The following is a 13255-nucleotide window of genomic DNA, read 5'->3' on the forward strand; positions in this document are numbered from 1 at the left end:
ACCGCCATCCGACGAGATCGTCAGCACGCCGTACTGGCCGGCCACCACCGTGCCGGTGCCGACCGCAACCGCCAGGCCGCCCGCCGTCGTCGCCACGACCGAGGTCACCGTCCCGCCATCCGCGCCCTGCACGTCGGCACCGGCCGGATTGCCGTCGCTGCCGGCGCCGCCGATCACATTGCCACCGACCGCCGCAAACGAACCCGCCGCGACCGCGTCGGTATCCGAAACCGCCGTCGGCACGTCGTCCGTCAACGAAATCTGGACGGTCCCCTGCGCAGTACCCGCCCCTGTCTCGACCACGACACCGACCGAGCCGAGGTCGACGGTCTGGAAACCGCCTCCCGAAGGATGCGGCACAGGGCCGATCAGTGTGATCGTGACGGTAAGCTCTGCCGTTCCAATTCCCTGGCCGCCCAAGGGCTCGATCTGAAGAAGAACCGCGTCAACTCCCCCCACGCGCCCGACGATTGCCGTATCGGAGAGCCGAGCCCAGACGATGTCCGCTCCGGGAAGGCCGTTCGTTTCCGTCTGCAAGGTGCTGAGATCGGTCGCAAAGTGCACGGCGCTGATCGGCAGCGAGCCGGAATCGAACAGCTGGCCAATTCGCCTTTCCTCGCCAATCCGCGCACCCTCCCGGCCTCCCGGCAGCGCAGCTTCCGCCAGCAGGACGCTTACGGTCGACGACAATACGCTCGGACCGACGCTGAGGCCGCCCCTTGCGGCGCCCAGTTCGCGCTGCTCCAGGGTCGGAAACTGCAGGGCTGTGGGAGGAAGAAGATCGGTGAGACCGAAGAAGGAGCCGACGTTTCCGTTGGCAACAGCGAAATTGCCGCCGGAGCTGCCGACGTTCGAGGGCTGAGCGCCCGCGGGGCCCGCGCCAGGGACGATACCTAGGCGATCGAACACTGCCGTCAGCGTGCCAGCAGGCACCTCGATCTCGCCGACTATCAAAGTCGGCACATTCGAAACACCGTTGTCGATAACGATTGTGCGGCCATCGGCCTGCTTCAGGACGATGTCTTTCCCCGACACCTCGATATTGTCGATGGAGGTGCCTTGCGGCAACCGCACCACCTTGGTGGCGACCGCATCAAAATGCGTTGCGGCCGTCGGCGCAGCACTGGGTTCAACAGCGGGCAAAGCCGGCGGTGGTGAAGGGGCCGGGCCAGAGGGGGCTGTCGCCGCTTGCGCCAGCATAATCCGCCCGGCCTGGTCCACCGCATCGGCGGCGGAACCAGTCGTCACTTCGGCCTTAGCCGCGACGCCAGCGTTGCCAAGACCTTCATCCATGACGCCACCCGATCATTTTCATAACTGATCGAATGGATTGGCGAATATCAAACCGACATCAAGACGGGCGTTATACTGGCGTATATCGGATGAGTGAAAATATTGTTGATCCTTAACGTCAAGGCCGATCGACCCATTCTGCGTTCGACGTGGCGAAGCGGGGACAAGGGCGAGCCAGGACGTCGTTCAAGCTTGTGCTCCTACAGCAGGCCGAAGGGCGCATAGGAGAAGCGCCTGCCCTCTGCTGCGCTCGAGCAATGTCATTCTAGCGGTAGCTTTCAGCGCGTGCTGCCCGGCGTCGAGAAAGCACGGCATCGAGATGATGCGTTGCTCATTCTCTTCGAACAGCGTGAGGATCCGGCTTATCTCTGCGGAAAGCCCGAGCCTGACATTCGGCTGCTCACCGGCACTTGCCGCGAAGGCGCGCATCGGCCCGTTGAACAGGAGGATCTGCTTGTGCTGGTTGATGATAAAGGCAGGCTCGATGATGAGATCGATGATGCGCTGCCATCTGCTCTTGAGATCCTGAGATTGGCCGGCACGCCCTTCGCCCATGAACCATTCGATTGCAGCGACCCGCAATCTGGCCGTTGCGTTGCCCCGTTCGTCGGCAAGGAGATGGTCGACGAGCGTCGACAGCCGCTCTCGACGCGCGCGCGCCATATGTTCGAGCGCCTGCCAGAACTGTATCTCAAGCTTGAAAGCGCGACGGCGCCCGTCGATTGTCAACAGGCGAAGACGGGGTTCCTTGACACTCTGAGCCCCAGTTTCGTCCACGCACCGTTCCATCAACGTTCAGTCATTGCCTCGTGCCTGGCGCGATTGATGGGCTTGAGCAGATAAGTGAGGATCGATTTGTCGCCGGTGATGATGTCGACGTCGGCGGTCATACCGGGGATGATGGCATGCGCTCCCTTGTCGAACTTCAGTGAGGTCTCGTCACTCCGTACCAGAACAACGTAGAAGGTCTCCTTCGAATTGGAATCATAGACGCTGTCGGCAGATACCTGCTCCACGACGCCGTTGAGACCACCATACTGATAGAAATCATAGGCCGATACCTTGATCAGTGCCTTCTGCCCGAGTGCAATGAACGCGATGTCCGAAGGCTTGACCCGTGCTTCGATCAGCAGCTTTCCATCGGATGGCACGATGTCGAGCAGCCGCTCCCCGGGATTCACATAGGCTCCGACCGTATTGACCGCGAGGGAGTTCACAACCCCGTCAACGGGAGAGCGAATATCGGTGCGGCGAACACGCTCCTCCGCTCCCCGAAGTGTCTCCTGTACGACGGACCACTCCGCTCGACGCGCGGTCAGCTCAGCTAGCGCCTCACGCCGCAGCTGGGTGACTTGTTCGGCAAGCTGGGAACTCGCCTCGCGCAAGCCTGATTCGAGCTTGGCCAAGGTTTCCTTCGCTGTACTCAATTGCCCCTTCAACTCGACGACTTGCCGTTGCGCGCGGATTAGTTCGAGCTGAGAGATGAGGTTTCTGCTCGCCATCGGAGCAATGATCGCGAGTTCCTTATCGGCAAGCACGAGCGACTCGGTGAAACGTTGCGACTGGGCCGTCACCTCGCCGACTTCGCGCTTCCGCTGTTCGAGGCGCTCCTTGAAGGTATCGATGCGCGCGTGAAAATTCTCCTGTCGGGCACTCAGCAGCTTACGTTCGTTCAGGCAGACATCCGGTGCCACCGTCTCGATGTCCTTCGGGCATTCGAAGGGCGATCCGGGCCCGGCCACCTCCATTTCGAGGCGAGCGATCTGCACCCGGAGCGCGCGACCCTGCGCCACCGCCTCGCCCGCCTTCGCGGAGTTTGGAGTGTCGTCGAGCCGGATGATCATTTCGCCCTGAGCCACCCGCTGGCCTTGCCGGACGAGAATCTCCCGCACGATACCGGCCTCGGAGCTCTGCACCACCTGCGTCCGCGACGTAGGAATCACGCGCCCGGACCCTCGCGTAATCTCCTCGACGCGCGAAAAATTGGCCCATATGATGCCGGCAAGGAGAAGCGCACCAACCAGCTTGATGGCTTGCGAGGCAAGGCGCGGCGGGCGATCAGCGGCGCGAAAAGCTTGCTTTTCAGCCTTCGGACGGAACCAGGAAACCGCGCGCATGCCCTTTTGGCCAATGACTGATGTCACGAATGCAGCGTCCCGCTCGCGTAATGACTTCCCAGCGATTTGCCGAGTAACGTGGGAATACCACGAAATCTGCAATGATGCGAGCCACTCATCATTCCATTCGGCGATTTGATCTGCGCGGCCGCAAGCGTTGCAAATTCTACCTGAATTATAAATTTTACCTGACGTCTAAAGGAATCAGCTAGGTATCGTGCTCCTTATGGGCGCGAACGGAAATCGAATTTGAGCGGTACGATGACGCACTTTCCTGAAGGGTTCTCCAATGGCTGACAAACGCCGGGGACTGGTCGGTCTCGTAGCATGGGGCGGGGCGCTCGCCATTTGCATTACAGCCATCGTTGCGTCCTCCGGGTTGGCTGCTGGCTTTGACGCAGCGCTTCCGGCCTGGCTGACACCCACTCTTGGTGTCGTCGCTGCCGTGGCCTTTGTCGGCGCCGCAACGACGGTCATAGACCTGCTTCGCCGTGTCGAAGCTGCCAGTCAGGTGCTTTCTGCGGACGTCGCAACTCGAGATGGACAGCGCGAAACGGCGAGCGATCTTCTGCGCGAAGCAAGGAATGCAAAAGAGCAAATTGCCAAGTATCGCCTTGAGGTCGAGCGCCTCCAGGACATTGATGCGGTTACCGGTCTCGGAAATCGCAAGTGGTTGCAGGTCAGGACAGTGCAGGAGTTCAGCCGCGCGCAGCGCGAACGAAGCCCGTTATCATTCATTCTGGTCACAATCGATAAATACGACGAGATCGCCGCACGTCTGGGGTCAGGTGCATCCGAAGCACTCCAGCTTCACGTCGCGGACACTCTGAAGAGTTTCGTCCGCCCCTATGACGCCGTAGCCCGTATTTCGGCTTCGGAATTCGGTGTACTCCTGCCGGGAGCTTCGGCTCCGACGACAGCCAGCATTGCACAGCGGCTCGAGAATGCCGTGACGGGAAGGCCCCCTCTTCTGCTGGGATCAGAGATACCTGATGTCAAAGTCGTAGCGGTTGAGCGGAGATCCGACGAGACGATTTTCGACGAGATGCTGACTCGCGCGCGCGGTGGGGGTGTGCATGTCGCCAGCAGTCAGAACACCGCGAATATCTGAGCGGAAGATCCGCATAAAATAATTGAGCGTGAGAAAAAGTGGCCTTCCAAAGGTCGCTTTTCCGTAACCCACGCGCATCAGTTGGGACGTCTCGCGAGCAGAAGAGCCAACCCTTCGTTTTTCTCGTAGCGAGCGTCAAAGCGAGGTCGTGCAGGACGGACCGCGCCCTCGAAAGGTAAGCCAGTTTTTGTCGGCCGGGCGCATTGCGTCGAGAAATCTCTGGGAACAAGGCCTATCCACGCCGCAAAGTGTCGTCCTGAGCGAAACTGAGCAGCGTCGTTGACGGAGGCCGAAATGAGAGGACGCAGTGACAGGGCCGGGGATCGTGGCGAGCCGCTGGCTGACATCGTTGGCGTGATGCCACGCGACCAGCCGATCGTGAAGATGGGTGATCCGTTCGCCGAATCACGGATCTGAGCTATCATTACCGCGACAGCTTCCTTAAGAAGGTCGGGGACTTGGGCTGGATCGGCATCCGACCCCATAGCCTCGAGTAGAGTCGCGTTCCATGCCCCTTTCGGCGCGACTCGGGCTCGGCGCGAAGCCGGCACAGGATGGTGTTCATCTGAGCGGCGGCGGAGCTATCTTATTTGCGGCGTTCCCTGGTCGGCCGACGGCGCACCAAACGGACGGTCGCTCTCACTCGCCCTTGCCGGGGACGTCCGCCGAGGCGGATGCTGTAAAAACTCAGGCTGAGGTGATTTCCGCTTTCCTCCAATAGAACGACTCCCCTGTTAGCCACATCTTATGCAAAGTGACTGCGATACGGCGGGCCAGAGCTATTCGCGCCCTCGCAAGCCCGCGTGTCCTAGCCACGTTCATTGCCCATGCTTGCGAGAAGGTTGGTCCGGATCAGGCTCGACTCCGGCCTGGTTGCAAGTTGGTCTGACGAAGCTTCATCCGGGTCTGGGTGCCACGTCGGACGGATCGTGCATGTTCTTGAGGATGGCGAGCCCCGCCATTGGCCGCGTCGGCAGCGGACCGCTCCAGGACACTCCAGTCAATCGTCCGCGCCAGCCGGACCAAGGCATGGTTGAGGGCAATGATCTGGTCGAGCCGCGCCCGGAACAGATCACGCTGACCGCCCTCCACCGGTTTCGACGTCGTTGGGAGGGCGCTGCAACCGCCGCACGCGCCTACCCAGAAGCAGGCCTCCCCGACCTGAAAGTTGCTTGTCTCAACGCAGCGCAGCGACTTCGTTCGATCTTGCCGGCCGACGCTTGAAGCCATGAAGGTAGGCGTCGCCTCCGACGAATGAGAGCAGAGGCAAATATTCGCTGACCTGACTATCGTCCAGCACCGATGCAGAAAGATTGTCGAGAACGAGGCGACCGGCGCCGATATCAACGACGAGAATCGCGTGATCCTCTGCGGTTTTAAGCAGCTTGACGAGTTGCAGCCGTATCTGGGAGCGATCGAAGCCGGCGGCGAGAAGCATCCACATCTTCAGGACGGCGAACTCTTCGCAGTCACCGCTGCCGCGCGCCAGGGTTTCCTCGACCGTCGCCCAATAGTCCGGAATGCCATAGCCATCGAGATCACGGCGGTATTTCAGCTCGGTATTTACCGCCTTGTTGACGGTGTCGATGGCGTCTCGATCATACTGGCCGCGCGCAATAGTCACCGCGTCCGTTAGCCGCCCGCGGAGTTTTTCTGCGCAGGCTGAGGCTGATGCGGAGCAGCTGCCCACGAAATAGGAATCGGCCCGCTCCTCCAGCATTGTGTGCCACCGGCGTGACTGAGGAACCTGAGAGACAGGCAGCGCGACCGAACCTAGCACGTCGCTGCGCCCCGCAGGTACTGCTCGCCGGCCTTCGCGCGGCGATTGCGGAAGCTTTTCGCCAAATAGCGTCCAGCGTTCGGCGAGTGAGAGATTTGCCTGGCCGAGCGCCGCCAGCACGCGGACCGGCTCGGCCGCTTCTCGCTGCGCCTCTTTCTGGGGCGGCGCGTGCGGGCCCTGCATCGAAGCAAGGTCGGGCCAGTCCAACGGACTGCGCCCGAAGAGCGAGATGCCAAGGAAGACGGGCAACGCCGGTGCCTTCACGGATGAAGGAAGACTGTCGGCATCACTCGTCACGATGCTGGCCATTGCCATCGACGAGGTGATCGCGATCAGGATCGGCAGGTTGACTGCCCATCTCCAAAACCGCCCCCTCCGAACCAACGCAGATCGGTACATCGACACCCCTCCGGATCACAGAGGGAAGATGGCGAGCGGCCTTTCTGCGCTGGATGAAGTCAATGCCTAAACTTTTAGGCTTGCGCTCGGGCCAGAGAAATAAACGCACATCTTGGATATAGAGCGGTTCCGAGTATTAGAAGAATTGAGGGCCGTTTATTATGTAAGTATTGACTATGCTGCCAGGGGCACTGCAAGACCGATCGCAAAGGCCGTTGATCGACATAGAACGGCATTGTCACGGCGTAGCGGAGTTGTTGCGCCTCGATCGGGTTGGTAGCCATTGAGCATGGCAAAGATCAGTTACAGCGGTTATCGCTTTCCACCCGCGATCATCCAGCTGGCAAACTCGCTGTATCTCCGGTTCACCCTCAGCTTCCGCGACGTCGAGGTCTGCTGGGGTTCTGTTGCAAACTCTTCAGTTACGGAGGTTAGGGCATCACCTTCCAGCCATTGGCGGGGGGATTTCAGATGTTCAAGGGCCGTCATTTCGACCGATCGGTGATCCTGCTGTGTGTTCGCTGGTATCTGGCCTACGGCCTGAGCCTGCGCGACCTGAAGGAGATGATGGCCGAGCGCGGCATCAGCATTGACCATTCCACGATCCACCGCTGGGTCGTCTACTTCTCGCCGTTGCTGCTTCAGCGCGCTTCAACCAGCGCAAGCGCACCGTGACCCGCAAGTGGCATGCGGACGAGACGTACATCAAGGTCCGCGGACGGTGGATGTATCTCTATCGCGCCATCGACAGCGTTGGCGACACGGTCGAGTTCTGGTTCAGCGAACATCGGGATCTGTCGGCGGCCAAGCGGTTCTTCCGCAAMGCGCTTGAACGCCATGGCCGGCCCGAGCGCATCGTCATTGACGGCAGCCAGACYAACCGGGAAGCCATAGTCGCGTGTGATGCGACAAGCCGTCTTCAAGATCGSTCACGCCGCMAGCTGAAGCCGATCCGAATCCGGCAAAGCCAATACCYGAACAATCGGATCGAGCAGGATCATCGGCGGATCAAACGGCGAATCCGATCGATGCTTGGCTTCACATCATTCAAAAGCGCCGCGGCAACCCTGGCCGGTATCGAGATGGTTCACATGATGCGCAAAGGACAGGCCAGATACGCCTACAATCCAAATCCAACCATCGCAGCGCAGTTTGAGATTATCGCAGCGGCGTGAAACGGCACAAACCTCCAAATTCTATGGCGCCGCGGGAATTTGCAACAGAACCCAGATGGGTGGTGCCAGTCGGGCCTTAAGGTCCTCGTCGGCACTTGTTCGTCGTTGCAAAACGGAAGTTGCGGGCGATAGACGATCCTGCTGATGTTTCTGTTGTATTATGCGCGGGAAGAGCGCCGAATGCATAAATGCAGAAATACAAAGAAGTCCTCGATAGGTTGGATTTAATCCAGCGTGAGGTCGCGGACCTTCAAACTACCACCCTCATGCTGCTTGCGTGGCAGCGACGTTTGGGACGATCCGGGCCTCCCAGCGAAGGGATATCAGGCCATGAGTCCGGCCCTCATCGCGCCTTTCGACATCGGGGATGACGATCCCGGTCTGACCAGGCTCCGCAATCCGTTTGTACATCGTCGGCGCCGTCGCGTGCGCTGGCGGGTGTCGCGGCGCGCAGCGCAGGCGCGGAAGACGCGCGGTAGGGGCGGTGGGCCGCTTTGCCCGGCCTGCCTTGTGGTGGTTATCTCCGCGTGTCGACGCTGCGTCAGGGACGCTCTGGTCTGGGTCTCGAGGCGCAGCGCACGGCAGTGACCGAGTTTCTCGATGGAGGGCGCTGGCAGCTCAAGCAGGAATTTGTTGAGGTCGAGAGTGGCAAGCAGCTGCTTTGGGCCTCATTCCGTCAGGCCGTGATCAAAAGATTTCGGCGACGCCGTGCGACCGAGCTGAAGGCTACGAAGCTTCAGGTATCGGGGAAACCGGATAAACATCCACAGGAATTCCCGACTGACGCGGTCACTTGCGATGGCGCACCCGACGTCTCGCCCTAGTTTGATGCGTTCGCATTCGCGCGCAGACTTGAACAAGGACCCCAAAATGCTCCGTTCGATCACAGTCGCCGGCTTTATCGGCCTTGGCCTTTTACTCGCAGGCTGCAACCCTGAGTCTCAGTCGCACCGCACGCTTGGCGGCGCCGCCATTGGCGCTGGCGGGGGTGCGCTCATCGGTGGGATCGCGGGCGGCGGTCGTGGTGCCGCCATCGGTGCCCTTGCAGGTGGCGTGACCGGCGCGGTGGTCGGTCGGGCGACGACCCCAAACAACTGCATCTTCCAGGACACGAGCGGTCGCCGTTTCTCAGGTCCCTGCCCGTAAGGCGCCTGAGCACACCTGCCGGGCCAATTGGCGAGCCCACCGGCAGCATCTGGTTTCATGCACAGCCGCTCCGATGGGGCGGCTGTTGCGCGTGGGTGCTGAGAGGGCAACCCAGCCGGGAGCAGACCGTCGCGCAGGCGACGGGGACGCAAGCTTGTACGGGGCCGGGAGACGCGCGGGCATCGGGCGCGGGTCAGGCACCGTCTTGACGGCTCCAGTAGGTCAGGCGCGTTGCCGGACGTCCCACGTGGGCGCGCTGCGCCGAAAGGTCAGCGCAGCTGGCGGCGGATGCGGTCCTTCTCGGCGGGGTCGGATTTAACCTTCACGCCAACCGCCTTCTCAAGTTTTTCAGCCCGCAGGTCGTGGAACGAGACGACGAGGATCAGCGCAAGCCAGACGAGCACTGCGAGGGACCAACAGATGACGAGGAACTCCACGGTCTTGCTCCGTGGGGCTCCTCGCGCCTTAACATCGTCCGCCATGCCGGGCTTGTTGCATTCAGCCATGCCCTTGCGCATCGCCGCCATGCGTGGCGCGGCTGCGCGATGCCTGCCCATAGCGCGCGCAGGCGCGGGAGAGACCGCCATGAGACGACAGAACCTGCTCAACGCCCGTGATCGCCTCGGGGCATCGATCATCGATATCGTCGCCGCCGACGTTGCGAAGCACGGCCCGGAGGTGATCGAGCAGCTGCGGCTCTGGAACGTCGCCCCCTATGCCCGGCTGGTCAGCGACCTGGTGCATTTCAGGAAGCTGGCGACGGAGCAGAAAACGCAGACCCGGCGGAAACCGCGTGCGCTCCGGATGAGAGATGTCCTCAAGGCGATGGACGACCAGCCGATCGACATCAACAACCCGCTTCTTTCACCGAAGCATCGGGAGCGCTGGCTGAAGGGCATCGAAGCGTTGAGCCCTCGCTCGCCCTATGATTTCAGCCCCACTGAACTTGCCGCCTTATGGGGCGCTGATCTTGCTTCGTGGTTCGAGAGACATGCGCGGCGCATCCCGTCAGGGGAGGACGATCATCCTTGAGCTGAACGCGGCAACCGACCGCCCCCTGCTTCTCGCTGAACGCTTTTGCGCTTGCTCCTTAAGGGCTTGGTGACGTATTCGAGCAGGCTTCAGTCGTGGCAATCAGATCTCGATCTCCACGCCGACCTCCACGACCTGCTTCGCGGGGATGTGGAAATGGGCAGCTGAGCGCTCGGCGTTACGCTGCATGAAGGAGAAGAGCGCCTCGCGCCACACGGCCATTCCCACAATATCCTCGCGCGGAATGATCGTCTCACGGCCAATATAGTACGACATTTGAATGAGATCGACGCCCGGCAGAAGTCCACGGTCGGCGCCGCAGCGTAGGCCGCCGGGAATATGTGGCGTCTCCATGAAACCGAAATGCAGGATCACGCGAGTGACGCCGGGCGCGAGTTTGATCGCCTCCATACGGTTTTCGTCGGGGACGCGCGGGATTTCCTCTAGCTTGCCGGTGACAAGAAGAATGCGCTCGTGCAGGGCATGATTGTGGCGAACGAAATGCGTGAGTGAGAGCGGAAGCCCGCGGGCGGCCGAGGCCAGAAAGGCGGCGGTGCCCGGCAGGCGCACTGGCGGGTTCGTGGCCAGCATGTCGAGAAACTCCCTCTCCGGCTCGCGTTGGCGGCCACGCGCTGCCTCCACCAAAGCGAGGCCGCGCCGCCAGGTCAGCATGATCACCACCAGCACGAGCGCCAGGACCAGCGGATACCAGCCACCTTCATGCAACTTCGGCAGGTTGGCGGAGAAGAAGGCAAGGTCGATCAGCAGGAAGAAGCCGTTGACCGCCACGACAAGGATTGGGTTGTAGCCCCATTTGAGGGCGATCAGCGCTGCGAGTCCGGTGGTGATGGCCATGAGCAACGAGACGGCGATGCCATAGGCGCCGGCCAGCGCATCGGACGAGCGGAACATGAAGACCGAGGTGAGCGTCGCCAGGCAGATCATCCAGTTGACGATCGGAATGTAGACCTGTCCCCTCTGGTCATGGGCCGTGTGCTTGATGTGGACGGCGGGGAAGAGGCCGAGCTGCACAGCCTGTCGAGTGAGCGAGAAGGCGCCTGTAATTACCGCCTGCGAGGCGATGACGGCGGCGGCGGTGGCGAAGAGGATCAATGGGTAGTGCGCCCAGTCCGGGGCGAGTTGGTAGAATGGGTTGGTGAGGGCTGCAGGTTGGGTGAGTAGCAGCCCGCCCTGGCCAAAATAATTGAGCATCAGCGCAGGCAGCACGATGGTGAACCAGGCGAGGCGGATGGGTTTGGGACCGAAATGGCCCATATCCGCATACATCGCCTCGCCACCGGTCACGGCCAGGAACGTGGCGCCCAGCACGGCGAAGCCGACGAGCGGGGCGGTGTGGGTAATGAAGTAGAGCGCATTCAATGGGTTGATCGCTGCGAGGATCCCCGGCGCCATCAGGATGCCCCGGATGCCGAGCAGAGCGAGCGCCAGGAACCAGAGCAGCATGATCGGCCCGAACAGCCGGCCGATGAAGCCGGTGCCCTTGCTCTGGACCAGGAAGACACCCATCAGGATCGCAGCGGTCAGCGGCACGACGGCCGGCGCCAGCATCGGTGCGTCGACCTTGAGGCCCTCAATCGCGCTGAGCACGGAGATGGCCGGCGTGATCGCGCCGTCGCCATAGAGCAAGGCGGCGCCGACGAGTCCGACGACGAGGACATAGGCGCGCCCTGTGCCGGGCCTGGCATGGCGCGCCTTGAGCAGGGCCAGCATCGCCATGATGCCGCCTTCGCCGCGATTGCCGGCGCGCAGGATCAAGATCGAGTACTTGATCGAGATGATCAGGATCAGCGCCCAGAGGATCATCGAGACACAGCCGATGACGGCTTCCGGCTGCAAGGCTCCTCCCGCAGCCGCGGCCCGGGCCGCTTCCTTGAGCGCATAGAGCGGGCTGGTGCCGATGTCGCCATAGACGACGCCCAGAGCGCCGAGGGTCAGGGCGCGGACGGAGCCGTTGTGATGGTGATGAGACGCAGAGCCGTTCTGCGACAGAACCTCACGAGCCATGCGCCGGCCTCCCCATTACATGGAAATAGCGCATGCAGCAGCGCTCCTAGCAAGACATGTTCCCCTTTGCCTGCACTGCCGCAACGACGGGGGTTACCGGCCGCCCGGGCTGGGAGGTCAGGCGTCAGGGATCGTGGGAACCGTCTCGCGCTAGCGCGCTGTCGTCAGGCAAGGCGCGATGACGATGGCGCCGAATTGCGCGCGGTCCGGCTCGGCAGCCTCACCCCGCGGGAGCGCGAGGTCTTCGCCCTTGTGGCGAGAGGCCGGATGAACAAGCAGATCGCCTACGAACTCGGAACCACCATTCGCACCATCAAGGCCCACCGCCACAAGGTGATGGAAAAAATGGCCGCCCGCTCCATTGCCGAGCTTGTCCTGTCCTCAGAGCAGCTTGGGCTCATCTCTTAGAAAAGGCGGGCGACCAGTTCGAGAGCACCAACACCCCCCTGCATTGTGTACGCAGTTTGAAAACGGCCGAGAAACGCGGCGCCTGGCAAAACGGCGCGTTTCCCGGAGGTGGACGACGGCTCTGTGGCAGTCTCGAGAAGAAGAGTTGGAGCGCCATGACAACCGACCTGGCACGGAGTGCAGGCGACCAGCACCCGGTGAAGGGCCTGATGCCGATCCCGCTGGGACTGGCGATGAAATCGGGTCTCAGGGATAGCGCAAGTACAATCGGGCCGCAGCGCGATGACCCCAGCTGAGATTATATGACGTATCGTCATGTAGTGCGCGCGTGCGGTCTCGTCTTATCGTGGCTGTATCGTCCTGATGTCACCGGTTAACCAATCTCAGTCGCCCCGAACGGGCAGGTGCAAATCCCCGTCGACGAGCCGATATACGTGTGCTTACATCACTTAGATTACAGATCTTGGTTTGACTACGTGCTGAATATTACACGATTCGCTACGCCCATCGGCCATCAGAAAGGTTATTGGCATGGCGGCCTCAAAGGGAAACGGATGTTCTCACGAACCTCCAGCATCGCCCCCGGCAAACCAGCGGAATTACAAATGGCTTCGGCCCGAGGGAGACGATGACGATAGTTTTGGGCGAGGGATTATTTGGGGAGCTGCGATATCGTTCCTGCTCTGGGGAGGGATGGCGTTGGCCTGGTACACTATCTTTCGATGACGGCACCGCATGCGTGATTTATCGCGCATGAGCACTCAGCAAG

The 13255-nt window shown here is 61.5% G+C and carries 14 protein-coding genes and 2 pseudogenes; 9 read left to right on the top strand and 7 right to left on the bottom strand.

Going from position 1 to position 13255, the window contains the following annotated elements; genetic code table 11:
- The 3 genes from AC1DW9_RS34870 to AC1DW9_RS34880 all read right to left on the bottom strand — a co-directional run.
- Window positions 1–1293 (bottom strand): hypothetical protein (locus AC1DW9_RS34870; RefSeq protein ID WP_476855339.1); only part of this gene is annotated, 1293 nt, incomplete at its 3' end.
- 186 nt (window positions 1294–1479) lie between these two features.
- Window positions 1480–2082, bottom strand: a complete 603-nt coding sequence (locus AC1DW9_RS34875) for a ribbon-helix-helix domain-containing protein (protein ID WP_476825928.1) — start codon at window positions 2080–2082, stop codon at window positions 1480–1482.
- A complete protein-coding gene (locus AC1DW9_RS34880; RefSeq protein ID WP_476777437.1) occupies window positions 2082–3437 on the bottom strand; it encodes an HlyD family type I secretion periplasmic adaptor subunit in 1356 nt (451 codons plus the stop codon). Before AC1DW9_RS34880 ends, AC1DW9_RS34875 begins: the two co-directional genes overlap by 1 nt.
- Before the next feature lie 262 nt (window positions 3438–3699).
- On the opposite strand from AC1DW9_RS34880, the gene AC1DW9_RS34885 reads away from it, so the two are divergent.
- Together AC1DW9_RS34885 and AC1DW9_RS34890 are read left to right on the top strand one after the other, a co-directional pair.
- Window positions 3700–4521 carry a GGDEF domain-containing protein gene (locus tag AC1DW9_RS34885; protein WP_476777436.1) on the top strand — a complete coding sequence of 274 codons (822 nt, stop codon included), beginning with the start codon at window positions 3700–3702 and terminating at the stop codon, window positions 4519–4521.
- A gap of 294 nt (window positions 4522–4815) precedes the next feature.
- Complete coding sequence (locus AC1DW9_RS34890) at window positions 4816–4938, top strand: hypothetical protein (RefSeq protein WP_476777435.1); 123 nt, start codon at window positions 4816–4818, stop codon at window positions 4936–4938.
- Between the two features lie 494 nt (window positions 4939–5432).
- Here the strand turns inward: AC1DW9_RS34890 and AC1DW9_RS34895 are convergent.
- Together AC1DW9_RS34895 and AC1DW9_RS34900 are read right to left on the bottom strand one after the other, a co-directional pair.
- Window positions 5433–5613: pseudogene (locus tag AC1DW9_RS34895) on the bottom strand (IS5/IS1182 family transposase); the annotation flags it as partial.
- 85 nt (window positions 5614–5698) lie between these two features.
- Window positions 5699–6700, bottom strand: coding sequence for a transglutaminase-like cysteine peptidase (locus AC1DW9_RS34900; RefSeq protein ID WP_476777434.1), 1002 nt, complete (start codon window positions 6698–6700; stop codon window positions 5699–5701).
- 289 nt (window positions 6701–6989) lie between these two features.
- Here AC1DW9_RS34900 and AC1DW9_RS34905 point away from each other — a divergent pair.
- The 4 genes and pseudogenes from AC1DW9_RS34905 to AC1DW9_RS34920 form a co-directional block, all read left to right on the top strand.
- Window positions 6990–7091, top strand: a pseudogene (locus tag AC1DW9_RS34905) (IS6 family transposase); the annotation flags it as partial.
- 80 nt (window positions 7092–7171) lie between these two features.
- Window positions 7172–7875, top strand: a protein-coding gene (locus AC1DW9_RS34910; protein WP_476855340.1) for an IS6 family transposase whose coding sequence is annotated in 2 segments (ribosomal slippage) — window positions 7172–7345 and window positions 7348–7875 — 702 coding nt in all. Because the reading frame shifts where the segments join, the coding sequence is not laid out codon by codon here.
- A 527-nt stretch (window positions 7876–8402) separates the two neighbouring features.
- Complete coding sequence (locus AC1DW9_RS34915) at window positions 8403–8699, top strand: hypothetical protein (protein ID WP_476777440.1); 297 nt, start codon at window positions 8403–8405, stop codon at window positions 8697–8699.
- Between the two features lie 46 nt (window positions 8700–8745).
- Window positions 8746–9021 (top strand): YMGG-like glycine zipper-containing protein, encoded by a 276-nt coding sequence (locus AC1DW9_RS34920; RefSeq protein WP_476770870.1) that lies wholly within the window; start codon window positions 8746–8748, stop codon window positions 9019–9021.
- Window positions 9022–9290: 269 nt separating this feature from the next.
- Here AC1DW9_RS34920 and AC1DW9_RS34925 read toward each other — a convergent pair whose 3' ends face one another.
- Window positions 9291–9548, bottom strand: coding sequence for a hypothetical protein (locus AC1DW9_RS34925; RefSeq protein WP_476777432.1), 258 nt, complete (start codon window positions 9546–9548; stop codon window positions 9291–9293).
- 58 nt (window positions 9549–9606) lie between these two features.
- On the opposite strand from AC1DW9_RS34925, the gene AC1DW9_RS34930 reads away from it, so the two are divergent.
- Window positions 9607–10053 (top strand): hypothetical protein, encoded by a 447-nt coding sequence (locus AC1DW9_RS34930; RefSeq protein WP_476777431.1) that lies wholly within the window; start codon window positions 9607–9609, stop codon window positions 10051–10053.
- A gap of 102 nt (window positions 10054–10155) precedes the next feature.
- On the opposite strand, the gene AC1DW9_RS34935 is transcribed toward AC1DW9_RS34930, so the two are convergent.
- Window positions 10156–12009, bottom strand: a complete 1854-nt coding sequence (locus tag AC1DW9_RS34935; RefSeq protein WP_476770871.1) for a potassium transporter Kup — start codon at window positions 12007–12009, stop codon at window positions 10156–10158.
- 27 nt (window positions 12010–12036) lie between these two features.
- Here AC1DW9_RS34935 and AC1DW9_RS34940 point away from each other — a divergent pair, with 27 nt between their 5' ends.
- Entirely contained in the window at window positions 12037–12486 is a 450-nt protein-coding gene (locus AC1DW9_RS34940) for a response regulator transcription factor (RefSeq protein ID WP_476835696.1), read from the top strand.
- 155 nt (window positions 12487–12641) lie between these two features.
- Window positions 12642–12782 carry a hypothetical protein gene (locus tag AC1DW9_RS34945; RefSeq protein ID WP_476770866.1) on the top strand — a complete coding sequence of 47 codons (141 nt, stop codon included), beginning with the start codon at window positions 12642–12644 and terminating at the stop codon, window positions 12780–12782.
- Window positions 12783–13255 lie beyond the last annotated feature (473 nt).

The sequence above is a fragment of the Allobosea sp. P4_E12 genome (genome assembly GCF_056401655.1).